Annotated in this window: 27 protein-coding genes and 1 pseudogene; 15 read left to right on the top strand and 13 right to left on the bottom strand. The window is 72.4% G+C overall.

Annotated elements, in window-relative coordinates; genetic code table 11:
• Nucleotides 1-31: 31 nt before the first annotated feature.
• The 3 genes from ACFT41_RS16540 to ACFT41_RS16550 form a co-directional block, all read right to left on the bottom strand.
• Nucleotides 32-1,015: an NlpC/P60 family protein gene (locus ACFT41_RS16540; RefSeq protein ID WP_377586759.1), complete on the bottom strand. Its 984-nt coding sequence runs from the start codon at nucleotides 1,013-1,015 to the stop codon at nucleotides 32-34.
• Nucleotides 1,016-1,206: 191 nt separating this feature from the next.
• On the bottom strand, nucleotides 1,207-1,533 hold the full coding sequence (locus ACFT41_RS16545; RefSeq protein ID WP_377586760.1) for a DUF3817 domain-containing protein: 327 nt from the start codon (nucleotides 1,531-1,533) through the stop codon (nucleotides 1,207-1,209).
• 50 nt (nucleotides 1,534-1,583) lie between these two features.
• Nucleotides 1,584-2,012: a hypothetical protein gene (locus tag ACFT41_RS16550; protein ID WP_377586761.1), complete on the bottom strand. Its 429-nt coding sequence runs from the start codon at nucleotides 2,010-2,012 to the stop codon at nucleotides 1,584-1,586.
• A gap of 121 nt (nucleotides 2,013-2,133) precedes the next feature.
• Here ACFT41_RS16550 and ACFT41_RS16555 point away from each other — a divergent pair, with 121 nt between their 5' ends.
• The 3 genes from ACFT41_RS16555 to ACFT41_RS16565 all read left to right on the top strand — a co-directional run bounded on the left by ACFT41_RS16555 (nucleotide 2,134) and on the right by ACFT41_RS16565 (nucleotide 3,391).
• The gene (locus tag ACFT41_RS16555) at nucleotides 2,134-2,445 is read left to right on the top strand and encodes a DUF6158 family protein (RefSeq protein WP_377586762.1); all 312 of its coding nucleotides are present in this window, start codon (nucleotides 2,134-2,136) and stop codon (nucleotides 2,443-2,445) included.
• The gene (locus tag ACFT41_RS16560) at nucleotides 2,445-2,780 is read left to right on the top strand and encodes a hypothetical protein (protein WP_377586763.1); all 336 of its coding nucleotides are present in this window, start codon (nucleotides 2,445-2,447) and stop codon (nucleotides 2,778-2,780) included. Before ACFT41_RS16555 ends, ACFT41_RS16560 begins: the two co-directional genes overlap by 1 nt.
• A gap of 71 nt (nucleotides 2,781-2,851) precedes the next feature.
• A complete protein-coding gene (locus tag ACFT41_RS16565) occupies nucleotides 2,852-3,391 on the top strand; it encodes a DUF1360 domain-containing protein (protein WP_377586764.1) in 540 nt (179 codons plus the stop codon).
• An 86-nt stretch (nucleotides 3,392-3,477) separates the two neighbouring features.
• Here the strand turns inward: ACFT41_RS16565 and ACFT41_RS16570 are convergent, their stop codons facing one another.
• The 3 genes from ACFT41_RS16570 to ACFT41_RS16580 form a co-directional block, all read right to left on the bottom strand.
• Nucleotides 3,478-3,675 carry a hypothetical protein gene (locus ACFT41_RS16570; protein ID WP_377586765.1) on the bottom strand — a complete coding sequence of 66 codons (198 nt, stop codon included), beginning with the start codon at nucleotides 3,673-3,675 and terminating at the stop codon, nucleotides 3,478-3,480.
• A 111-nt stretch (nucleotides 3,676-3,786) separates the two neighbouring features.
• Nucleotides 3,787-4,041, bottom strand: a complete 255-nt coding sequence (locus ACFT41_RS16575; protein ID WP_377586766.1) for a hypothetical protein — start codon at nucleotides 4,039-4,041, stop codon at nucleotides 3,787-3,789.
• 378 nt (nucleotides 4,042-4,419) lie between these two features.
• A complete protein-coding gene (locus ACFT41_RS16580) occupies nucleotides 4,420-5,547 on the bottom strand; it encodes a 3-deoxy-7-phosphoheptulonate synthase (protein WP_377586767.1) in 1,128 nt (375 codons plus the stop codon).
• Nucleotides 5,548-6,099: 552 nt separating this feature from the next.
• Here ACFT41_RS16580 and ACFT41_RS16585 point away from each other — a divergent pair.
• The 9 genes from ACFT41_RS16585 (at nucleotide 6,100) to ACFT41_RS16625 (ending at nucleotide 15,273) form a co-directional block, all read left to right on the top strand.
• On the top strand, nucleotides 6,100-7,392 hold the full coding sequence (locus ACFT41_RS16585; protein WP_377586768.1) for a M16 family metallopeptidase: 1,293 nt from the start codon (nucleotides 6,100-6,102) through the stop codon (nucleotides 7,390-7,392).
• On the top strand, nucleotides 7,389-8,735 hold the full coding sequence (locus ACFT41_RS16590) for a M16 family metallopeptidase (RefSeq protein WP_377586769.1): 1,347 nt from the start codon (nucleotides 7,389-7,391) through the stop codon (nucleotides 8,733-8,735). Before ACFT41_RS16585 ends, ACFT41_RS16590 begins: the two co-directional genes overlap by 4 nt.
• Before the next feature lie 78 nt (nucleotides 8,736-8,813).
• Entirely contained in the window at nucleotides 8,814-9,839 is a 1,026-nt protein-coding gene (locus ACFT41_RS16595) for an aspartate-semialdehyde dehydrogenase (protein WP_377586770.1), read from the top strand.
• A 91-nt stretch (nucleotides 9,840-9,930) separates the two neighbouring features.
• The gene (locus ACFT41_RS16600) at nucleotides 9,931-10,347 is read left to right on the top strand and encodes a CBS domain-containing protein (protein WP_377586771.1); all 417 of its coding nucleotides are present in this window, start codon (nucleotides 9,931-9,933) and stop codon (nucleotides 10,345-10,347) included.
• 166 nt (nucleotides 10,348-10,513) lie between these two features.
• A complete protein-coding gene (locus ACFT41_RS16605; protein WP_377586772.1) occupies nucleotides 10,514-10,888 on the top strand; it encodes an SCP2 sterol-binding domain-containing protein in 375 nt (124 codons plus the stop codon).
• Nucleotides 10,888-12,948, top strand: a complete 2,061-nt coding sequence (locus ACFT41_RS16610; protein WP_377586773.1) for a glycogen debranching N-terminal domain-containing protein — start codon at nucleotides 10,888-10,890, stop codon at nucleotides 12,946-12,948. The genes ACFT41_RS16605 and ACFT41_RS16610 overlap by 1 nt, the downstream gene beginning before the upstream one ends.
• A 111-nt stretch (nucleotides 12,949-13,059) precedes the next feature.
• Nucleotides 13,060-13,806: a lysophospholipid acyltransferase family protein gene (locus ACFT41_RS16615; RefSeq protein ID WP_377586774.1), complete on the top strand. Its 747-nt coding sequence runs from the start codon at nucleotides 13,060-13,062 to the stop codon at nucleotides 13,804-13,806.
• A 122-nt stretch (nucleotides 13,807-13,928) separates the two neighbouring features.
• Nucleotides 13,929-14,399 (top strand): GNAT family N-acetyltransferase, encoded by a 471-nt coding sequence (locus ACFT41_RS16620; protein WP_377586775.1) that lies wholly within the window; start codon nucleotides 13,929-13,931, stop codon nucleotides 14,397-14,399.
• Nucleotides 14,400-14,508: 109 nt separating this feature from the next.
• Nucleotides 14,509-15,273, top strand: coding sequence for a dihydrofolate reductase family protein (locus tag ACFT41_RS16625; RefSeq protein WP_377586776.1), 765 nt, complete (start codon nucleotides 14,509-14,511; stop codon nucleotides 15,271-15,273).
• Nucleotides 15,274-15,933: 660 nt separating this feature from the next.
• Here ACFT41_RS16625 and ACFT41_RS16630 read toward each other — a convergent pair.
• Entirely contained in the window at nucleotides 15,934-16,362 is a 429-nt protein-coding gene (locus ACFT41_RS16630; protein WP_377586777.1) for a hypothetical protein, read from the bottom strand.
• Nucleotides 16,363-16,459: 97 nt separating this feature from the next.
• Between ACFT41_RS16630 and ACFT41_RS16635 the strand changes: the two genes are divergently transcribed.
• The gene (locus ACFT41_RS16635; protein WP_377586778.1) at nucleotides 16,460-17,881 is read left to right on the top strand and encodes a glycoside hydrolase; all 1,422 of its coding nucleotides are present in this window, start codon (nucleotides 16,460-16,462) and stop codon (nucleotides 17,879-17,881) included.
• A gap of 179 nt (nucleotides 17,882-18,060) precedes the next feature.
• Here the strand turns inward: ACFT41_RS16635 and ACFT41_RS16640 are convergent, their stop codons facing one another.
• The 3 genes and pseudogenes from ACFT41_RS16640 to mprA form a co-directional block, all read right to left on the bottom strand.
• Nucleotides 18,061-18,258: a DUF397 domain-containing protein gene (locus ACFT41_RS16640; protein ID WP_377586779.1), complete on the bottom strand. Its 198-nt coding sequence runs from the start codon at nucleotides 18,256-18,258 to the stop codon at nucleotides 18,061-18,063.
• Nucleotides 18,255-19,139, bottom strand: a complete 885-nt coding sequence (locus ACFT41_RS16645; RefSeq protein WP_377586780.1) for a helix-turn-helix domain-containing protein — start codon at nucleotides 19,137-19,139, stop codon at nucleotides 18,255-18,257. Before ACFT41_RS16645 ends, ACFT41_RS16640 begins: the two co-directional genes overlap by 4 nt.
• 166 nt (nucleotides 19,140-19,305) lie before the next feature.
• A pseudogene (gene mprA / locus ACFT41_RS16650) lies at nucleotides 19,306-19,350 on the bottom strand (MprA protease, GlyGly-CTERM protein-sorting domain-containing form); the annotation flags it as partial.
• Nucleotides 19,351-19,393: 43 nt separating this feature from the next.
• On the opposite strand from mprA, the gene ACFT41_RS16655 reads away from it, so the two are divergent.
• Together ACFT41_RS16655 and ACFT41_RS16660 are read left to right on the top strand one after the other, a co-directional pair.
• Nucleotides 19,394-19,648 carry a hypothetical protein gene (locus ACFT41_RS16655; RefSeq protein ID WP_377586781.1) on the top strand — a complete coding sequence of 85 codons (255 nt, stop codon included), beginning with the start codon at nucleotides 19,394-19,396 and terminating at the stop codon, nucleotides 19,646-19,648.
• Between the two features lie 35 nt (nucleotides 19,649-19,683).
• Nucleotides 19,684-20,025, top strand: a complete 342-nt coding sequence (locus ACFT41_RS16660; protein WP_377586804.1) for a hypothetical protein — start codon at nucleotides 19,684-19,686, stop codon at nucleotides 20,023-20,025.
• Nucleotides 20,026-20,055: 30 nt separating this feature from the next.
• On the opposite strand, the gene ACFT41_RS16665 is transcribed toward ACFT41_RS16660, so the two are convergent.
• From ACFT41_RS16665 to ACFT41_RS16675, 3 genes are all read right to left on the bottom strand, one after another.
• Entirely contained in the window at nucleotides 20,056-20,511 is a 456-nt protein-coding gene (locus ACFT41_RS16665; protein ID WP_377586782.1) for a hypothetical protein, read from the bottom strand.
• 515 nt (nucleotides 20,512-21,026) lie between these two features.
• Nucleotides 21,027-21,419: a DUF4430 domain-containing protein gene (locus ACFT41_RS16670; protein WP_377586783.1), complete on the bottom strand. Its 393-nt coding sequence runs from the start codon at nucleotides 21,417-21,419 to the stop codon at nucleotides 21,027-21,029.
• The gene (locus ACFT41_RS16675) at nucleotides 21,385-21,957 is read right to left on the bottom strand and encodes a hypothetical protein (RefSeq protein ID WP_377586784.1); all 573 of its coding nucleotides are present in this window, start codon (nucleotides 21,955-21,957) and stop codon (nucleotides 21,385-21,387) included. Before ACFT41_RS16675 ends, ACFT41_RS16670 begins: the two co-directional genes overlap by 35 nt.
• Nucleotides 21,958-21,980: the final 23 nt, after the last annotated feature.

The following is a 21,980-nucleotide window of genomic DNA, read 5'->3' on the forward strand; positions in this document are numbered from 1 at the left end:
CCGTTCGCCGTCGTGCGGGGGAGACAGCCGGTCAGCGGACCCGGCCGTACCCGTAGGGCGGCATCAGGGCGAGGGCCCGCTTCTCCACGTTGCGGCCGAAGGTCGGCGCGTGGATCACCTGGCCGTCGCCGACGTAGATGGCCACGTGGCCCAGGCTGCTGTAGAAGACGAGGTCGCCCGGGCGCAACTCGCTGCGGCTGATGTGGCTGACCACGCCCCACTGCATCCGGGTGTTGTGCGGCAGCGACTTGCCGGCCGCCCGCCAGGCGGCGGAGGTGAGCCCGGAGCAGTCGTATCCGTTCGGACCGTCGGCGGCCCAGACGTAGGGCTTGCCGAGGGCGCCGTACGCGTACCGGACGGCCGTGCCGGCCCGGCCCGAGACGGCGGGGGCCTGATCGCCGGACTTCCCGCCCGAGCGCGTCTTCGGCGGGGCCGGCTCGGTGGCCCGGCCGTACGCCAGCCGGCGCATCTCGTACAGCTCGGCCAGGTCCTTCTCGATCCGCTTGCGGCCGGCGACGAGTTGCTTCGCCTGCGCGGCCTGCTTCGTCAGCGTGGCGTCCAGCCGCTCCTTCTGGTCGAGCAGCCGGCGCTGGTTCTCGGTGTAGCCGGTGATCCGCTGCTGGCGCTGCCGGCTGAGCTGGTCGAGGGTGTCGAGCCGGTCCAGCAGGGTGCTCGGCCCGCCCGGGCTCAGCAGCGCGTTGGCGGTGTCCAGCCGGCCCGACTTGTACGCGGTGACGGCGATCGTGCCGACGTCCGCCCGGCTCTGCGCGGCCTGCGCCTCCAACGGCCCGATCCGGGCCGCGAGCTTCGCCGCGGTGGCCTTGTTCGCCGTGATGTCCTCGGTGAGCTTGTTGTAGGACTCGACGACCCGTTCCAGCTCGGTCGAGGACTTCTCGATCCGCCGCGTCAACTCGGCGGGGGTCGGCTCGGCCCGAGCCACCGACGCCGGGGCGATCAGCACGGCCACGAGGCCGGCCGTCACCAGTGCGCGCAGCGAATTCCTGAGGGACGACAAGAGCGGAGGGCTCCTCTCCCACCAGCCGGCACGACGTCGCGGACGCCGCGTCGGCACCGGCCCGGGGCTGTCCGGGTGGACGGCGGTCGACCGGTCCGGCCTGATCAACCTATCGCGGGACGGAAGTTACCCGCAGGTGAAGCAGGGGCGAAAGGGGCGAAACGGTCGGATGAGCCGCGCGGGGCGCAGGCTCAGCCGGCCACCGGCTCCACGGCCGGGGCGGGCTGCGGGGCGAGCCAGCCGCTGACCCGACGCTCGGCGTAGAAGGACACGAACGGGACGGTCCCGGCGAGCATCACCAGTAGCATCCGCTTCAGCGGCCAGTCGGCCCGGCGGGACAGGTCGAACGTCGCGGCCAGGTAGACCATGTAGAGCCAGCCGTGCGCGGTGCCGACGACCGCCACCACGGTCGGCTCGTCGAAGCCGTACTTCAGGGGCATGCCGACCAGCACCAGCACGACCAGCGCCACGCCCACGATCCAGGCGATCACGCGGTATCGGGTAAGGGCTCCGCCCACCTTCGTCCGTCCTTCCGAACCGGCCTGCGCCGGATAGTCGCGAACCGGCCTCAGCCGGGATAGTCACCGGGCCGGGCGCCCGGATTGGCGTTCAACCAGGCCAGGTAGCGGTTGTAGGCGGCCAGGTCGGCGTCGTCCGCGCCGTCGACCGGGACCGCCGGCGCGCGGGACACCCGCACCGGCCGGCGTGCCCCCGCAGGCGTGGCCGCCGCGACCCGGTCCGCCGGGGCCGGCTCGGCCACCGCCGGGTCCGCCGGTTCGTCGCCGGGGGCCGACCGCAGGGCGTGCCGCAGCTCACGCCACCAGACGAAGAGCACGAACGCGGCGAAGACCGGCCACTCGACCGCGTACCCCCAGCTCAGCGCGTTGCCCCCGGCGGCCCGGGTGATCTGCCACCAGCCCAGCCCGAGGAAGCCGACGACCAGCACGACCATGGCCACGTGGCGGGCGATCCACGCCGGTGTCCAGAGCCGTTTCATGGCATCGAGGGTACCGGGCGGCGGCGCCGTCTCCGACGCGGCGTCGTAGCGCCGGTGGTTTGCCCGGGGCGCGGCTGGGCATCCGTCTAGACGCCAGCCCAGACGAGACGAGGGGGGCGACATGACCGAATCACCACGGCGGACCGCCAGCCCGGCGGAGGCCAGCCCGGAGCAGCGGATGCCCGAATGGGACGGGGACCACCTGCGCGACCCGGCCACCGACGAGGAACCCGGGATCGACCCCGCCGAACTCGCCGACGACGACCTGATCCGCGAGATGCGCAGCCTGCACCGCACCCGGCTCGACACGCTGCGGCACGCGTCGGACTCGGCGCTCGCCAACCACCTGCGCCGCACGGCGGAGCTGGAGACCGAGTACCTGGCCCGGCATCCGGGGCGGGAGATCGACCCGGCCCGGCTGCGGGACGAGTGATGACCGCACGCGCCCAGCGCGGCATGTCCGCGCCGCCCGAGGTGGTGTTCAGCACGGCGACCGACCCGGATCGCGTCGCCGCCTGGCTGCCCGAGCCGCTGCGTTCCGACGGCGACAGCCGCCCCGAGGTCGACGCGGGGGACCTGCGGGCCTGGTGGCGCAGCACCTCCGCGCCCGGCTGGTCGGCCGAGATCCGGGTCGAGCCGGCCGATGCCGGGGGCGCGCGGGTGTGTCTCGATCTCGCCGACGCGGCCGGCGGGGCGGAGGCCGGGCTCGCCGACGAGATCCTGGCCAACCTCGCCCGCGAGGTGGCCGACAACCTGACCGCCGGCTGAGCGGCCGGCGGGCGGGCCCTCTGGCGGACCCCGTGGCGGGGCCGCGACGCGCACACGATGAGGAGAGCGGGTTGAGCGAGAGCAGCCTGAAGCAGAAGGTGGCGCGACTGCGCCAGGCGTACGCGCCGCACGAGTACCGCCCGCTGGGCGGCTACCTGGCGGCGATGGGCACGTACGTGGGCGTGACCGCCACGATCGCGGGCCTGGTCAGGGCGACCGGCCGGCCCGTGCCCGAGCGGCCGGCCACCGCCGACGTGGTGCTGCTCGCCATCGCCACCCACAAACTCAGCCGGCTGCTGTCCAAGGACGCGGTCACCAGCCCGCTGCGCGCCCCGTTCACCCGCTATGACCACCCGATCGGCAGCGGCGAGGTGATGGAGCAGGTCCGCGACTCGGGCAGCCCCACCCGGCACGCCATCGGCGAGCTGCTGAGCTGCCCGTTCTGCCTGGCCGTCTGGGTGGCCACCGGGCTCACCGGCGGCCTCGTCCTGGCCCCCCGGCTGACCCGGCTGGTGGCCACCGCCCTGACCGCGGTCGCCGCCTCCGACTTCCTCCAGATGGGCTACGCCGTGGCCCAGCAGGCGGCCGAGGGCGGCCACCACAAGGACTGACCTGGTCCCGTACGCCCGAAGGGGAGCGGACCGTTGCCGGTCCGCTCCGTCCCCTTCGGGCTTCGGGTTCGCCGTGCTCGCCGGCGTCAGCGCTGCATGCCGGACCAGCCGTGCGGCGACTCCGGCTCGCGCTCGTCCTCGTCCTCGCCGGTGATCACGTCCGCGTCGACGGCCGTGGTGTCGTGTTCGTTGGCGAAGTCCGGCTCGGGCGTGGTGTCCAGGCCCTCCGGTGGCTGGCCGAGCGCCTCGATGTGCTCGTGGTGCTGCTCCTGGCGATCGGTCATCTCGCTGTCCTCTCGGTTGCGCGGCTCGGTTGCGCGGCCGGGGCGTCAGGGTGCGGCGTCGGGGCGTCAGGGTGCGGCCGGGGCGTCAGGGTGCGGCGTCGGGGTGCGGCGTCAGGGCGCCGACCCGCCCAGCAGGTCGGCCGCCTCGTCCACCGCGTACTCGCCCTGGGGGAGGGCGGCGATCCGGGTGAGCAGAACCGCGGGAAGCTCGGCGGCGACCGCCCGGCGGTAGATGTCCGCCTGGCTGATCCGCTCCTGGCCGCGGTAGACGTCGTCGAGCAGTTCGTCGAGCGGCCGGGTGTCCGGCTCGCCGATCGGCCCGGCGTCGCTCACGGGCGCTGTCGTCACGGGTGCTTCGTCGGTCACGACGACCAGCTACCCGGGGCGGAAACGGTCAAACCCGGAACGGGTCGAGCGCGGAGACGGTCCCGCGTCGCGCCTGCCGGGCCGCACCGGCGGCGTGACGCCCGTCACGTCGGGGGCCGGAACATCGGCCTGCCCCCGCCGGTTGTGACGTGTGTCGGTGTGCCCAGTGTCCCCGGGCCTCACCTGAAATGCCTTCGCGGAATACCGTCCGGCTGGAGCCGCGTCGCGCCACGCGCCGAGAGGCGACCTGCACACCGACACCAGTGGCGCCCAGGCCTCCGGCCGGGGCGCCACTGTTCTCATCCTCCCCCGCCCCCGCCCGGCGTGATCAAGAGGTTTGCGTCAGGATTCGGTGCACTCCTGACGCAAACCTCTTGATCACCGAGCCGAACCGGGGCGGGCCGGGGCCGGGTGGGTGGGGTCCGGGGTGGGGTCCGGGGTGGTGCGGCGGGTGCGGACGGCGGTGGCCAGGGTGTCGAGGACCTCCCCGGTGTCGTCCCAGCCCAGGCAGGCGTCGGTGATCGAGCGACCGTACTCCAGCTCCCGCGTCGGGTCCAGGTCCTGCCGGCCGGGGAGCAGGAAGCTCTCCAGCATGACCCCGACGATGCCGCGCTGGCCGGCGGCGAGCTGGGCCGCGACGTCGGCGACGACCAGCGGCTGGCGGCGGTGGTCCTTGCCGCTGTTGGCGTGGCTCGCATCGACCACGACCCGCTCCGGCAGGCCGGCCGCCCGCAGCTGCGCCAGCGCCGCGGCGATGGAGGCGGCGTCGTAGTTCGGACCGTCGTTGCCGCCCCGCAGCACCAGGTGGCCGTCGGCGTTGCCCCGGGTGTGCATGATCGCCGGGGTGCCGGAGACGTCGATGCCGGGGAAGACATGCGGGACGCCCGCCGCGCGGATGGCGTCCACGGCCGTGCCGATGCTGCCGTCGGGGCGGTTCTTCATGCCGATCGGCATGGACAGCCCGGAGGCGAGCTGCCGGTGCACCTGGCTCTCCACGGTGCGGGCGCCGATCGCGCCCCAGGCCACCGTGTCGGCGATGTACTGCGGGGTGATCGGGTCGAGGAACTCGCAGCCCACCGGCAGGCCCAGCCGCAGCACGTCCAGCAGCAGCGCCCGCGCGGTGCGCAGGCCGGTGTTCACGTCACCGGAGCCGTCCAGCGCCGGGTCGTTGATCAGGCCCTTCCAGCCCACGGTGGAACGCGGCTTCTCGAAGTAGACCCGCATCACGATCAGCAGGTCGTCGGCGAGCCGGTCGGCGGCGGCGCGCAGCCGGGCCGCGTACTCCAGGGCGGCGGCCGGGTCGTGCACCGAGCACGGGCCGACCACGACCAGCAGCCGGTCGTCGGCGCCGTCCAGCACCCGGGCGACCGCGTGGCGGCCGTCGAGCACGGCCTCGGTGAGCGCGGCGTCCAGGGGCAGGTGGTGGTGCAGCAGGGCAGGGGTGGTCAACGGCACGACTCGGTCGATCCGCTGGTCGATCACGCGGTGGCTGTCCGGGGACGTCACGGTGGGGTTCCTTCCGCCGACCGTGCCCCGGGGCCGGCGCCCGAGGTCGAGCCGGCTGCTCGTACGCAAAAGGGCAGGGAATCAGGCCCCTGCCCAGCCGGCTCGAAGAGGAGTGACGTCAGATCATGGTGAAGTCACCGGCTCCTCCAGCCGGCTGTCTAAACCATCGATACGACCGCGTCACGCCGACCAGCCTACCCGACGCGGCGGGAAAGGCTCACCCCGTCGCCGACCGGATCTCCTCCCGCGCGCACCTGCTGCCCGAGGAGGCGGCGGTCGGCAGCGACGACGCCCGGGCCCAGGCCGAGGCGATCCTCGCCGAGTCCGACCTGCGGGAGGCCGACCGCAACGCCGCCCCGACACGGTGCTGGAGCAGCGCACCTCCGACGAGACGGCGACCACGATCGAGCCCCCGGACTGGGCCCCTACCCCGCCACGACGCCGGCCCGGCGGTGCGCGCCGCCGCCGGGGTTGACGCCAGCGGCCCCGTGGTGCGCCGCGCCGACCCGTGCGCGTCACGTCTCCGCCCGCGAGATCGGATAGCGTCGGGCCATGCCCGACAGCGGTTACCCCTGGCCGATCGAAACGACCCGACTGGACAACGGCCTGCGTGTGGTGGTGAGCGAGGACCGCACCGCGCCCGCGGTCGCGGTGAACCTCTGGTACGACGTGGGCTCCCGACACGAGCCGGACGGGCAGACCGGGTTCGCCCACCTCTTCGAGCACCTGATGTTCGAGGGCTCGGTGAACGTGGCGAAGACCGAGCACATGAAGCTCGTCCAGGGCGCGGGCGGCTCGCTGAACGCCACCACCAACCCGGACCGGACGAACTATTTCGAGACCGTCCCGGCCGAACACCTGGAGCTGGCGCTCTGGCTGGAGGCCGACCGGATGGGCGGCCTGGTGCCGGCGCTGACCCAGGAGACCCTGGACAACCAGCGCGACGTGGTCAAGAACGAGCGCCGCCAGCGCTACGAGAACGTCCCGTACGGCGACGCGTGGTTGCGGCTGCTGCCGCTGCTCTATCCGCCCGGGCACCCCTACCACCACGCGACGATCGGGTCGATGGCCGACCTGAACGCCGCCGACCTGGCCACCTTCCAGGCCTTCCACCGCACGTACTACGCGCCGAACAACGCCGTGCTGACCGTGGTCGGCGACGCCGCGGCGACCGAGGTGTTCGCGCTGGCCGACAAGTACTTCGGCGCGATCCCGGCCCGTGAGTCGATCCCGGCCGCGCCGGACGGCCGGCACGTGAGCGCCACCGGCGCGCCGGTCGCGGAGACCGTCACCGCCGCCGTGCCCGCGCCCCGCGTGTTCGTCGCGCACCGCACCCACCCGTTCGGCACCGCCGGGTACGACGTGCTGACCGTCCTCGCCACCGTGCTGGGCAGCGGCCGGGGCAGCCGGCTCTACCAGCGCCTCGCCGACGGCGAGCGGCTCGCCCAGCCCGACCTGGTCGGCGCGTACGGGGTGGACCTGCGGCACGCGCCGGCCCCGCTGATCGTCACCGCCACCGCCCGCCCCGGGGTGACCGGCGAGCGGCTGGCCGCCGGGGTGGCCGAGGTCGTCGACGAGTTGGCCACCGTGCCGGTCACCGCCACCGAGCTGGACCGGGCCAAGGCGCTGCTCAGCACCGCGTGGTGGCGGCAGATGTCCACGGTCGACGGCCGCGCCGACGCCCTCGGCCGGTACGCCACCCAGTTCGGCGACCCGGCGAAGGCCGCCGAGCGGCTGCCCGCCTGGCTCGCGGTCACCGCCGACCAGATCGCCGAACTCGCCGCCGAGGTGCTGCGCGCCGAGGACCGGGTCACCCTGACCTACCTGCCCGAGGAGACCGCATGAGCCTGATCGCCGACCGTCCCGGGCCGGGGCTGGCCCGGCCGTACCGGTTCCCGCAGGTGGTGCGCCGCGACGTGGCCGGCGGCCGGGTCGTCGCCGCGCACCTGCCCGGGCAGAACCTGGCCGTGGCGCTGCTGCTGCTCGACGCCGGGGCCAGCCGCGAGCCGGCCGGCCGGGAGGGGCTCGGCGCGGTGCTGGCCAAGGCACTGGAGGAGGGCACCGCGCAGCGGGACGCCACCGCGTACGCGCTCGCCATCGAGGCGCTCGGCACCGAGCTGGTGACCGGGCTGGACTGGGACTCTTTCCAGGTCGGCGTCCAGGTGCCGGTGGAGCGGCTCGGCGCCGCCGTCGGGCTGCTCGCCGAGGCCGTCCGCACGCCGAAGCTGGACCCGGAGGACGTGCGGCGGGTCCGCGACGACGAGGCGACCGCCCTGCGGATGGACTGGGCCAACCCCGGCCCTCGGGCCGAGGCGGCGCTGCGGGCCGACCTGTTCGGTGCCCAGAACCGCTGGGGCCGACCCATGTACGGCGACCCGGACTCGGTGGCGGCCCTGGACCCGGAGGACGTCACCGTCTTCCACTCCGAGTGGTTCCTGCGCCCTGGCACCCTGATCGTCGCCGGTGACCTGGACCGGCTCGACCTGGACGCGCTGGGCGCGGCGGCCTTCGCCGGCACCGGCGGCGGCCCGGTCGCGCCGGAGGGCCCGCTCGACGTGCCGCTGCGCGCCGGCCGGCGGATCATCCTGGTCGACCGGCCCGGGTCGGTGCAGTCCACGCTGCGGCTGGGCCACACCGCCCCGCACCGGGCGCACCCCGACCACGTGCCGACGACCCTGGCCGGCACGGTGCTCGGCGGCGCGTTCACCTCCCGGCTCAACCACCTGATCCGCGAGGTGCGCGGCTACACGTACGGCATCCGGGGCGACTTCGCCTCGTCGCGCCGGTTCGGCCGGTTCGCGGTCAGCTCCGGGGTGCAGACGGCCGTCACCGCGCCGGCCCTGGTCGAGGCGGTCGGGGAGATCACCCGTACCCGGGTCGGCGGGGTGACCGAGGACGAGCTGGCGGTGGCCCGGTCGTGGCGGGCCGGGCAGCTCTCGGTCGAGTTGCAGAGCCCCCGGGCGATCGCGTCGGCGCTGACCACCCTGGTCGTGCACGACCTGCCGGACGACTACCACGCCCGGCTGCGTGAGTCCCTGCTCGCCGCCGACGTGGCCGAGGTGTCGGCCGCCGCCGCGACCCATCTGCACCCGGAGTCGCTGACGCTGGTGGTCGAGGGCGACGCCGCGCTCATCCGCGACGAGTTGGCGGCCACCGACCTCGGGGAGATCATCGACGGCCGGCCGTAGGAGGTGTGATCCGCGTCGCCGCCCGGGCGGTGGGAAAGCGTTCCCGGCCCGGGCGCCGACCTGGGTAGCCTCGCGGGCATGAGGATCGGCATTGTGGGGGCCACCGGCCAGGTCGGTGGCGTGATGCGGCAGGTGCTGGCGGAGCGCGAGTTCCCGGCGGAGCAGGTGCGGTTGTTCGCCTCCGCCCGGTCGGCCGGGCGGGCCGTGCCGTGGCGCGGCGGCGAGGTGACGATCGAGGACGCGGCCACGGCCGACTACGCGGGCCTCGACATCGTGCTCTTCTCCGCCGGCAAGGGCACCGCCCTGGAGCTGGCCCCCCGGGTCGCCGAGGCCGGCGCGGTGGTGATCGACAACTCGTCGGCGTTCCGGATGGACCCGGACGTGCCGCTGGTCGTCGCCGAGGTCAACCCGCACGCCGCCGCGAACCGCCCGAAGGGCATCATCGCCAACCCGAACTGCACCACCATGGCCGCGATGCCGGTGCTGCGCCCGCTGCACGCCGAGGCGGAACTGGTGAGCCTCGTCGTCTCCACCTACCAGGCGGTCTCCGGGGCCGGCCTGGCCGGCGTGGCCGAGCTGGAGGAGCAGGTCCGCAAGGTCGCCGAGCAGGCCGCCGGGCTGGCCTTCGACGGTGCGGCCGTGGAGTTCCCCGCCCCCCGGGCCTTCGCCCGGACCATCGCGTTCAACGTGCTCCCGCTCGCCGGCTCGATCGTCGACGACGGCTCGGCGGAGACCGACGAGGAGCAGAAGCTGCGCAACGAGAGCCGCAAGATCCTGGAGATCCCCGGGCTGAAGGTGTCCGGCACCTGCGTCCGGGTGCCGGTCTTCACCGGCCACTCGCTCCAGATCAACGCCCGGTTCGCCCGCCCCGTCACCCCGCAGCGGGCCCGGGAACTGCTCGACGGCGCCCCCGGCGTGGCCCTGTCCGACGTGCCGACCCCGTTGCAGGCCGCCGGCCACGACCCGACGTACGTGGGCCGGATCCGCGCCGACGAGACGGTGGAGCACGGCCTCGCCCTGTTCTGCTCCAACGACAACCTCCGCAAGGGCGCCGCCCTCAACGCCGTCCAGCTCGCCGAACTCGTCGCCGCCGACCTGCGCTGACCGCCGGGCGCACCCCTGCCGGTGCGGTGGCGTGGCGTTACCCCGTCGGGGCGGCGGGTAGACGGCGGTGCCGACACGAGAGAGGAGCACCATGACAACGGTCGGAGAGTTCATGACGACCCGGTTGGTGACGATGGACGGCCACGAGACGCTCACCGCCGCCGCGCGGGAGATGCGCGACAGCTCTATCGGCGACGTGGTGGTCACCGCTGGTGACGACGTGGTCGGCATCGTCACGGACCGGGACATCGCGGTCCGGGGCGTCGCCGACGAGCGGGACCCCCGTACGACCCGGCTCAACGAGATCACCAGCCGCGACGTGATCACGGTGAGCCAGTACGACGACGCCGTGGCCGCCGCCGATCTGATGCGCACCTACGCCGTACGCCGGCTGCCGGTGATCGACGACGGCCGGCTGGTCGGCCTGATCTCCATGGGTGACCTCGCGGTCGAGCGGGAACCGCAGTCGGTGCTGGCGGACATCAGCGCCGACGACCCCAACAACTGACCGTCCGCCGCGGCACGCCGGCCCCCGACGTCGGGGGCCGGCGTCGCGTCGTGCCCGCCGCGCCGCCGCGCCGCCTCACCCGATCCGGGTGAGGTTGACCCCGTACCGGACGGGGACCCCCTCCGCGACGTCGAACGCCGCGGGTCGGCGGGAGGGGAGGGGCCCGATGCTGGAAGCGACCACCGGATTCTTCGAGGACCTGGACCGGCGGGGGTACGAACCGCTGCTGGTCAAGACGTCCGGAACCATCCGCTTCGACCTGCACGAGGGGCCGCAGACCACCCACTGGCTGGTCGCGGTCGACCGGGGCCGGATGAGCGTCAGCCGGGAGGACCGGGAGGCGGACACGGTCGTCAACACCAGTCCCACCCTCTTCGAGGACCTCGCCGCCGGCCGGGAGCACGGCATCGCGGCGATCCTGCGCGGGGACATCACGGTCAGCGGCGACGCCCGGTTGCTGGTGCAACTGGAGCGGCTCTTCCCCGGCCCGCCGACCAGCCAGGGCCCGCACCGGCTGTTCCAGCAGAAGGAGGCGTGCTGATGGCGGAGAGCAACACGGTCCGGATCCTCGACGGCAGCACCTTCGTCGTCTCCGAGGACACCGGCGACATCGAGGCGACACCGAGCGAACCCACCGGCATGTTCTCCCTCGACACCCGGTTCCTGTCCCGGTGGGTGCTGACCGTCGACGGCGAGCGGCTCAACGCCCTGTCCTACGACGACCTCCAGTACTTCGAGGCGCGGTTCTTCCTGGTGCCGGGGATGGCCACCCACTACGTCGACGCGAAGCTGTCGATCATCCGCGAGCGGACCGTCGGCGGCAGCTTCCGGGAGCAGGTCACCATCCTCAACCACGACGAGAAGCCCGTCGACCTGCGGGTCCGGATGGACGCCGGCGCCGACTTCGCCGACCTCTTCCAGGTCAAGGACGAGATCGTGAACAAGAAGGGCGAGCTGTACGCCGAGGCCGAGGCCGACCGGCTGCGCCTGGGCTACCGCCGGGGCAACTTCCGGCGGGAGACCGTCATCTCCTGCTCGCGGACCGCCACGTACGACCGCAACGGCTTCTCGTTCAGCGTCCACCTCGAACCCAACGAGCAGTGGAGCACCGACATCGACGTGCAGACCTTCGCCCTCGGGCCGGGCGGGCGGGACCTGCGGATGGGCGTGCGGGCGCACGGCACCGAACGGCTCGCCCTCCAGCAGGACCTCCAGGAGTGGATCGCCGCCGCGCCGAAGGTGAACAGCGAGTGCGAGCACCTGGCCCGCACCTACCAGCGGAGCCTGGTCGACCTCGCCGCGCTGCGCTTCTCGCCCCTGTCGCTCGGCGGCACCACCCTGCCAGCCGCCGGCCTGCCCTGGTTCATGACGATGTTCGGCCGGGACAGCATCCTGACCTGTCTCCAGGTGCTGCCGTTCGCCCCGGCGCTGTCCAAGACGACGCTGCGCATCCTCGCCTCGTTGCAGGGCACCCGGTTCGACGACTTCCGCGACGAGGACCCCGGGCGCATCCTGCACGAGATGCGCTACGGCGAGACGGCCGCGTTCGAGGAGCAGCCGCACTCGCCGTACTACGGCTCGGTCGACGCGACGCCGCTGTTCGTGGTGCTGCTCGACGAGTACGAGCGGTGGAGCGGGGACGTGTCGCTGGTGCGGGAGCTGGAGCAGGAGTGCCGGGCCGCGCTGAGGTGGATCGACGACTACGCCGACCTCGTCGGCAACGGCTACATCTGGTACGAGCGGCGCAACACCGACACCGGCCTGGAGAACCAGTGCTGGAAGGACTCCTGGGACTCGATCTCGTACCGCGACGGCACTCTGCTGCCCTTCCCCCGCGCCACCTGCGAGGTGCAGGGGTACGCGTACGACGCGAAGATCCGGGCCGCCCGGCTGGCGCGCGAGTTCTGGGACGACGCCGCGTACGCCGACCGGCTGGAGCGGGAGGCCGCGCAGCTCAAGGAACGGTTCAACCGGGACTGGTGGGTCGACGACGGCCAGTACTACGCCCTCGCCCTCGACCCCGACGGCGGCCGGGCGGAGGTGCTCAGCTCCAACATCGGCCACCTGCTGTGGAGCGGCATCGTCGACAACGACCGGGCGGAACGGATCGCCGAGCACCTGGTCGGGCCGAGGCTGTTCTCCGGCTGGGGGGTGCGGACCCTGGCCGAGGGGGAGGTCCGCTACAACCCCATCGGCTATCACAACGGCACGATCTGGCCGTTCGACAACTCGTTCATCGCGTGGGGGCTGCGCCGGTACGGCTTCGCCGAGGAGGCCGCCGTCATCGCCAACGGGATCATCGACGCGGCCCGCTACTTCGACGGGCGGCTGCCGGAGGCGTTCGGCGGCTACCGGCGGGAGCTGACCAAGTTCCCGGTGGAGTATCCGACGGCGTGCAGCCCGCAGGCCTGGTCGACGGGCGCCCCGATGCTGCTGTTGCGCACCATGCTCGGCATCGAGCCGTACGAGGAGCACCTGTCGGTCGAGCCGCGCCTGCCCATCGGCATGGGCCGGATCGAGGTGCTGGACATTCCGGGCCGGTGGGGCAAGGTCGACGCGTTCGCCCGGGGCCGGCTGGACCTGCACCGGCTGGCCGACTGAGCGACGGCCGGTTCCGGTCGGCCGGCGGGGGTGGCGCTGGGTGGCGGCACGCCGTGGGACGGGGCCTCCGGCCCTGGCGTGTCCCTACCCCCATCAGGGTAAAGTCGCCGGATGCCGGAACTCGTGTACCCGCCCGTGATCGCCGCCGCCAAGACGATGTTCCGGGTCCTCGACCTGCGCCTGACCGTGGAGGGCAGCCACCACGTGCCGCGCACCGGCGGCGCGGTGCTGGCCAGCAACCACGTGAGCTACCTGGACTTCATCTTCTGCGGCTACGGCGCGCACGAGTCCGGCCGGCTGGTGCGGTTCATGGCCAAGCACGAGGTGTTCGCGCACAAGGTCTCCGGCCCGCTGATGCGCGGCATGAAGCACATCCCGGTCAACCGGCGGGCCGGCGCCGGCTCCTACAGCACGGCCGTGGACGCGCTGCGCCGCGGCGAGGTGGTGGGCGTCTTCCCCGAGGCCACCATCAGCCGCTCGTTCACCGTGAAGGACCTCAAGAACGGGGCGGCCCGGATGGCGCAGGAGGCCGCCGTGCCGCTGCTGCCGGTCGCGCTCTGGGGCACCCAGCGACTGTGGACGAAGGGCCGGCCGAGGACGCTGACCCGCCGGCACACCCCGATCACCATCCTGGTCGGCGAGCCGATCGATCCGGCCGACCACGCCGACGCGAACGCGCTGAGCGCCGAGCTGAAGACCCGGCTGACCGCCCTCGTCGACCGGGTCCAGCGGTCGTACCCGGACACCCCGGCCGGAGACGACACGTGGTGGCAGCCGGCCCACCTCGGCGGCACCGCGCCGACGCCGGAGGAGGCCCTCGCGCTCGACCGGGGCGGCCGGCGTACCTCCGCCGCCTGACCTGCCCCGGGCACGCCGCACCGGCGGGCCCCTGCTGCTGGTCGCCCTGGCCCTGCTCGGCGGCCGGGCTCGACGGCGGAAACCCGGTGGGGGTGCGGCGGCGCGCTGGGTAGAGTGCCCCGATGTCCTCCCCCCGCCTGGAGAAGATCACGCCGGCCAACGTCGACGCCGCCTGCGACCTGCGGGTGCGGCCCGACCAGGAGCACCTGGTCGAGCCGGTCGCCCGGTCGCTGGCGGAGGCGTACGCCTGGCCGGACGTCGCCTGGCCCCAGCTCGTCTATGACGGCGACGACCTCGTCGGCTTCCTGATGGGTTTCTTCCGCATCCCGTGGCGCGAGGACACCCCGGCCGACCTGCGCTCCGGGCTGTGGCGGCTGAACATCGCCGCCGAGCGGCAGGGGCGCGGGTACGGGCGCTTCGCCGTCCGGGCCGTGGCCGAGGAGGCCCAGCGGCGCGGCGAACGGCGCATCTACACCACCTGGGAGCCGGGCGCGGACGGGCCGGAGGAGTTCTACCTGCGGCTCGGGTTCCGCCCGACGGGGGAACGCAGCGGCGGCCAGACCGTCGGCGAACTCGCACTGCGCCCCTCGTAGCTGTGACGCTCGTCACCCAGGTGTCGTGTCGGTGTTCCTCTGCCGGCTCCGTCCGTTTCCTGAGGGGTGCCGGAACCGGAGCCCGCCCGACGGAGAGGAACACCGCGAGATGACGAAGGTGACCGCGCAGCTGTCCGTGTCGCTGGACGGGTGCTACGCCGGCCCCCGGCACACCGGCGACGGCGACTGGATGGACTCGGCCGAGAGCGCCGCCTTCTTCCGCGTCACCCGCTGGGCGACCAACGCGATGTCGTGGCGCGAACGGCAGGGCTTCGCCGGCGGCGAGCAGGACACCAACTCCGACATCGTCGCCGAGTCCTTCGGCGCGGCCGGCGCGTACGTGATGGGGCGGCGGATGGCCGACGGTGGCGAGGTGCCGTGGGGCGAGGAGCCGCCGTTCCGCGCGCCCGTCTTCGTCGTCACCCACCGCCCCCGCCAGACCCTGGTGCGCGGGGGCGGCACCAGCTTCACGTACGTCACCGACGGCGTGGCCAGCGCCGTCGAGCAGGCCCGCGCGGCGGCCGGCGGCCGGGACGTCGCCGTGGCCGGCGGCGGCAGCCTCGTCCGGCAGGTGCTCAGGGCCGGCCTGCTCGACGAGCTGGAGCTGCACGTCGTGCCGGTCGTGCTCGGCGCGGGGCTGCGGCTGTTCGACGCCGGCCCCGGCAGCGGCTCCGGTGGTGGCCTCGGCGGTGGCACCGACGCCGGACCCGAAGCCGGGCTCGGGCTCGGGGAGAGGGAGGCCATCGAGCTGACCCCGACGCGGGTCGTCGCCACGCCGGAGGTCACCCACATCCGGTACGCGGTGCGCGGTCGCGCCCCCCTCGTGCTCGACGACCGGGGCCGCGGCGGCGGCCCGACCGCCCCCGTCGGCTGACGGCCGCTGGCCCGGCGGTGGCTGCGGATCAACCCCAGGAGATATTGGAAGCTGGTGGCCCCTCCAGGGGCCGAATTCTTCCAAGATCTCCCTGGTCTCCGCTCGCCCGCTGGCGTGGCGGCAAGCGGGTCTAGGCTCGTGGCGTGTCGGGGCAGCGGGACGTGATCGATCTGGACGAGGGCGGTCGCGAGCCGACGGAGGCGGGCGGCGTCGTCCCTGACCGTTCTGCAGATGGGCGGGCAACTGGCTGTGGTCAACGCCGGCCCTGGGCCGGTCACGCTTCGTGCGGTGACCGGGCAGGAGCCGGGGGTGGTGCTCCGGGACACCGGCCAGCCGCGGCTGCTGAGGTCTGGCGGCGTCGGGTGGATCGACGTCAAGCTCCGCCTCGAATGTGCGAGCGCCTTCGGGAGCGAGCCGCTGGTGGTGCGATTATCGGTCGAGACCGCCGACCGGCGGACCAGGGGGGTCACCTACCCCGTTGCGGTGAGGGGCAGTGTCTGGCACCAGGGGGCGGAAGTGCCCTGCGAACACCTTCGTTGACGGGACGCCGGTCGGTCGCTGCCGCATTTCTCTGGACCTTGGACACTTGTTGTTCGCAGCTGACGGAAACTGTCCAAGATCCGTGTGGGTGAGGCGCGGTCGGCGGGCGGTGAGCGGCGGCTAGACCGGGAAATAGACGTCGACCGCGGCGAATCCGCCAGCTACGTCGCACGTCTCGCCGAATCCGAACGTGCGGGTGGTGCCGGCGGAGGCGGTGCGCGTCTCGTCGAAGTAGCAGCTGAGGTCGCCGTTGTAGCCGATGAACTCCACCGTCCGCGAGGCGCTGACCGCCTTCACGTAGCCGGTGATGTCCAGGCTGCGGTTGTAGAAGGTGACGGTGCCTTCGGCGATCGACGCGCCGTAGGTGATGCGGAAGGGTTGGGTAGACGAGTCTGCCACCATGATCGTGGCCACGTGGACGCGGGCCGGCGTGTCGGCCTGAGCCGGCGCTGCGGCCTGAGCCGGCGTGGCCGTGGCGATGGCGAGGACGGCCACGGAAACCAGGCCCCCCGCCAGCCTTCCGATATTCCCGTGCGTGGTCGTTCGCATTTCCTGCCCCCTTCTCGGAAGAATCGCTGCCCGACGACGAGCATCAATGTCTATAGTATGCCCGGAGTGTCTCCCGCGCGACGTCAAGGAGAGATTCGTGCTTCGATCCCGCATTCTCGTCACCGCTGTCGCGGCCGTCACCGTCCTGGCCGGCACGCCTGCCCACGCCGGCCTCCGCCCTGGTCCCCCGCCGGGCCTCGACCTCGATCGCGCCGAGATCCACCAGAGCATCGACGGCTTCGGCTACTCCATCGCCTTCCAGCGCGCCACGCTGGTCCATGACCTGTCCGAGGCGAAGCGCGCGGAGGTCCTCGACCTGCTCCTCGACCGGAAGACGGGTGCCGCGCCGACGATCCTGCGGCTCGGCATCGGCTCGTCGACCACCGACGTGTACGACAACATGCTGTCCATCCAGCCGACCGACCCGGGCGGGCCGGCGGCCACCCCGAACTACCGGTGGGACGGCTGGGACGGCGGCCAGGTGTGGTACGCCAAGGAGGCGCGCAAGCACGGGATCAACCGGTTCTACGCCGACGCGTGGAGCGCCCCGGGATACATGAAGGACAACGGGACCGACGCCAACGGCGGCAGCCTCTGCGGCCTGGCCGGTGTCACCTGCGCCAGCGGTGACTGGCGGGAGGCGTACGCGCGCTATCTCGTGCAGTACGCCACGTTCTACCGGCAGGAGGGCATCCGGATCGACGAGATCGGGTTCACCAACGAGCCCGACTGGACCGCCCCGTACGCCTCGATGCGCTTCACCCCGGCGCAGGCCGCCGAGTTCGTGAAGGTCCTCGGCCCCGTCGCCGAGCAGGCCGGGGTGAAGCTGGCCTGCTGCGACTCGTTCGGCTGGCAGCAGTCGGACGCGTACGCCCAGGCGATCGAGGCGGACCCGGAGGCCCGCCGCCACCTGGACCTGTTCACCGGGCACGGCTACGCCAGCCCCTCGGATCGCCCGCTGCCGACCACGGAGCCGGTCTGGATGACGGAGTGGGCCCCGTCGAGCACCGCCGACGGCTGGAACGAGGCGTGGGACAGCGGCAAGGGCACCGACGGCATCGCGGTCGCCCAGCGTATCCACGACACCCTCGCGAAGGCCGACGCCAGTGCCTTCGTCTACTGGCTGGGGTCCTCCCGGGGCGCGACGGCGGCCCTCGTGCAGGTCGACAACGCCACCGACAGCTACCGGGTGTCCTCCCGGTTGTACGCCTTCGCCGCGTACAGCCGGTTCGTCCGGCCCGGCGCGGTGCGGATCGGCGTCGACGGCGCGCCGGCGGGCCTGGCGGTGTCGGCCTACCGCAACGCCGACGGCACCGAGGTCGTGCAGATCATCAACACCTCGACCGAGACCGTGCGGACCACCGTCGACCTGTGGAGGCCGACCGCCTATCTCACCGACTCGACGCACAAGCTGGAGAAGGTCGGCGGGCTCGTCTCCGGGCCCGGCGGGCACCCGACGGTCGAGTTGCCGCCGCGCTCGTTGACCACCCTGGTCGGCGGCCACCCTGGCCGGGGCTGACCTGCCGGTCGTTTCCCTTCGATCGTGGCCCGTTGGCGGGCTTCGGGGCCGCCCACCTTGCCGGTGGGCGGCCCCGGTCGCGGGTTCTGCCCCGGTTGCGGTCCCGGTCCCGGTCCTGGTTGCGGGTTCGGTCGCGGTCCCGGTTTGGGTCCTGGTTGTGGTCCCGGTTCCGGGTTCGGTCAGCGCGGTGCGCGTCGTACCTGGCCGACGAAGGTCGACCAGGCCGTCGGGGCGAAGCGCAGCGCCGGCCCGGCCGGGTCCTTGCTGTCCCGTACGCCGACGAGGCCCGGCAGGTTGGCGGCCACCTCGACGCAGTTGCCGCCGCTCCCGCCGCTGCGGGTGCTCTTGCGCCAGACGGAACCGGCAAGTTCACTCATGCGCGCTCCTCGATGATCATGTTGATCATTTTCTCTGATTCTGCCTCATCGGAGGCGAGCGTTTCCAGGTCGGACCAGACGTGCTCGTAGGCGGCCACCTCGGCCTGCCGGTCGAGATAGAGCGCGCCGGTGATGTTCTCCAGGTAGACGGTCGTCGGCTCGGTCGAGGCCCGGCCGAACGCCTGCGGGAAGTCCAGCACCACGAAGGTGCCCGTCTCGCTGGCCAGCGGCGGGCCGGCGGCCAGCGGGAGGATGCGCAGGCTCACGTTGGGCAGCGCGGCCATGTCGAGCAGGTGCCGCAGTTGCCCGGCCATCGCCCGCCGGTCGGGGATGGTGCGCCGCAGCACGGCCTCGCTCAGCACCGCCTTCAGCGTGGGTGCGCTGGGCAGCCGCCGGGTCAGGACGTGCTGGCGGTGCATCCGCACCTCGACGAGCTTCTCCCGCTCGGCCTCGGTCATCGTGGGATTTTTGCGGCGGAAGAGTTCGGCGGCGTATTCGCGGGTCTGGAGTAGTCCCGGGATCAGCTCGGCGTCGTAGTGGCGCATTTTTGCGGCGGTGCTTTCCAGGCCTACGTAGAGGGAGAACCAGGGCGGGACAATTTCGCCGTACGAGTGCCACCAGCCCTTGGCCCGGGTCTCCTTCGCCAGGCCGGTGACGATCGCCTTCATGTCCTCCGGCGCGCGGTATATCTCGCACATGGCGCGGGCGTCTACCAGCCGCACCGGCACGAGGCCCTTCTCGATGCGCCACACCTTCTGCCGCGAGCAGTCCAGCCCCTCGGCGGCGCCGTCCAGCGAGACTGAGGCGTCCTCGCGGAGCTGCGTGAGCAGCCTGCCGAGCTGCCGCCGGGGGACCGTCGACCCGCTTGTTTCATCCGTCATGCAACATCACCGTGCCTCTCGTGCAACATGCCGCGCCTTTTCCCGCGCATTTCTCTCCTCCATTCCTCGGGTGTCAAGACGAATTGAGATTAGAGGGGGTGGGGAGCGTTGCGCAAGGTGGTTGTGGCGTCACATGCTGTCAAATGTCGGCAGGTGCTGAGGGGCGTCAGGAATGGCGTCGGCAATAGCCTGCTGTCCCGCTCGCTGCGAGTCACGCGCGGGCGGGCCGGCGCTATTCTCGGAAAGGACGCCCGATGCGCGTGACGTACGAGGAATACGTGGTCGCCGTCGCCCTGACGCTGGCCCGCCGGCATCGGCCGGTCTGGAGCTGGAAGCGCTGGCGCAGGGTGTGCCGCTGCGGCGCGGAACTGCCCTGCCGGGCCCGCCACCGCATCCCGATCGGCCGCGTGCACTGGCCCGGGGAGCACGACAGTCGGCGCGGGTCGGGAGAAGGCAGTCGGCGCCGGCCCGGGGAGGGCCTTCGGCGCGGGTCGGGGGAGGAGTCGTGACCGGCGGTCGCAAGGCGCCGGCCACGGGCGCATCGCTGCTAAAGGCGGGTGACTTGGTGCAGGTGACCCGGGCGGCCAGCGTGCAGTTCGTGGAGCCGATCATGTGCCGGGTCATCCGGGTGCTCGACTGGATCACGTACGACCAGTGGTGCTGGCTCGACGTCTACCAGCTCAACGACAAGGGGGATGCGGTCGCCCGCCGGTCGATCTTCGTCCAGCCGGCCGGGCTACGGCTGCAGCGCCCCGCGCCCGCGACCCGTAAGCCCACCCGCCCGGCTGCCGTTCCGACCGCACGACAGAGCGGCCCTGCTGGGGCCCCGGCCGCCGAAGTGCCGCACCGGGCGATGCAGGTGCGGGGTACTGCTGGTGGCGGGTGACAGGGAAGTCGGTAGAAGGGAAGTGGCCCGTCAGACCGTGGCTGTCGAGCCGGCCGACTCACTCACACAGCTTGGTGCACGCCTGCGGGCCTCGACTGTCGCGGTGACCGACCACGTCAGCGCAACCAGCAGTGCCGCGAGGGAAGCGGGAATCAGGCCCCATGGCAGGGCCCGCGACGAAGGCGTCCGGGCCTGCCGGCTGTCGGCGAGCACCCACGGCTGCTTGGCCGAGGCCGGGACGACGACTTCCCATTCGTATGCGTTGCTGGCGTCCTCATTGACGACCTTCCAGGATTCCTCGACCTCGACACCGTGGATCGGCCCTTGATGCCCACGGCCGCCCCGGGTCCAGTTGCCGACGCAACGGCTGTGCATGACCTCCAGCCGGTCGTAGGTGACGTAGCAATGGTCGACAGTCGCGCGGGACTCGTCGTCGGGCCACAGCCCGGCTGTCCAGCTGAGCGTCCCTACGAGGACCAGAGTCACGACGAAGACTGTCGCGAGTCGCATCCTGAATGCAGTCATGGCCGGTCCTCCTTGTTGACGGGCCGCTTGACTGTATTGCTGAGCGTGCTGGCCGTCAGCAGGTGACGGCCGCAGGTGACGGCCAAGCACGCATGGTCAGCCGTTGGTGCCGGTGATGATCCGGAAGGTCGCGCTACCGGTGTAGCCGCTGTCCATCAGCGAGTAGATCGTGCTGACCTCAAGAATTCACGGGCTTTGCAGTAGGTAGTCCAGGATACCCCTGGGGAGTAAGGAAAGTGCCGTCCTGGCCTGGATGATCTAGATTGTCAAGATCACTGACCATCCAGGGGAACGGCACCTTCGGGGTGAAGCGTAGAACATCCGCGCGTTTGCGTAGGAAGAACCAGCGTGCTAGAGATCTGCGGCGGCGTCGGGAGCTTGAGCAGCCGCCCTCAATGCGCCTATTCGGGACTGTCCGACCGGTGTCATCGGAGGGGCTTACCTGCCCGGTGTTGTCCGCGTTGGGAACAACGCGGCTACCTGACGCCGACTGGCGTCAGGTGCCGGTCACGGACCCGCTCGTACACCGTGCCATCGTGCCGGCCCGGGGCATAGCCGAGATAGTTCCAGCCGATCTCGTCGCCATCGTGCAGAACGGTGGTGTCCGCCCCGGAGTCAGCGATCTTGCCGTTCACCGAGAGCTCCCAGAACACGAACGTGTTCGGATCGCTTCCCGTCTGGTTGGAAAGTTCGTCGATCATGCTGACGAAATAGCCGAGATTCCGCCCGTAGTACCGGATGACGAAACTGTACGCCTTGGCGGTGTGCTGGTCGAACGCCTGCTCCATCGCCTGGTGCACTGTCAACCCGGACGCGTACGGAATATTGTCGATCTTACCGACCGTGTTGTCGAAGACCTGTAGCCGCATTCTGACCGACATGGTTTCCCCCGATAGTCTGACCGCCTGGTCGCATCCGGACCGGCCATACGATTATGTCCCGCGCCGGGTTTCCCGTCTCGGATTCAACCGAGACGGGAAACGCCGCCCTGCGGGCGGCGCGGTCGACCGGTGCCGCCGTTCGGCCCGGCGCGCGTCGTCCCCACGGGGACCGGCCAGGTGGACGGGGAGAAGGCGGTGCCAGGTCACGGGTGCGGCTGGTGTGCCAGTCCCGCAGGAACGTGTCGACCAGGGCGTACGCGCGGGGCCGCAGATCGAAGGACTCCTCCTGGCGGCGGGCCATGTGCGCCAGCGCCTCCCCAGCCTCGTTGAGCGGGTGGTTGCGGTGGCCCTTGACGTGTCCGAAGGTCAGGTCCGGATGGGCGGCCACCCGGGTGGCGAGCCGGACCAGCGTGGGCTGGGCGCCGAAACGGCGTACCCGGAGCCGGTAGCCGGCCGGCATCTCGTCGACGACGCCGGCCTGCCAGCGGTCCAGCCACTCCACCGCGCTCAGATTGTCGAACAGCACCGTCAGCCCGACCGGCGGTTCGT

The organism is Micromonospora sp. NPDC057141, assembly GCF_042670805.1.
Lineage (GTDB): Bacteria > Actinomycetota > Actinomycetes > Mycobacteriales > Micromonosporaceae > Micromonospora.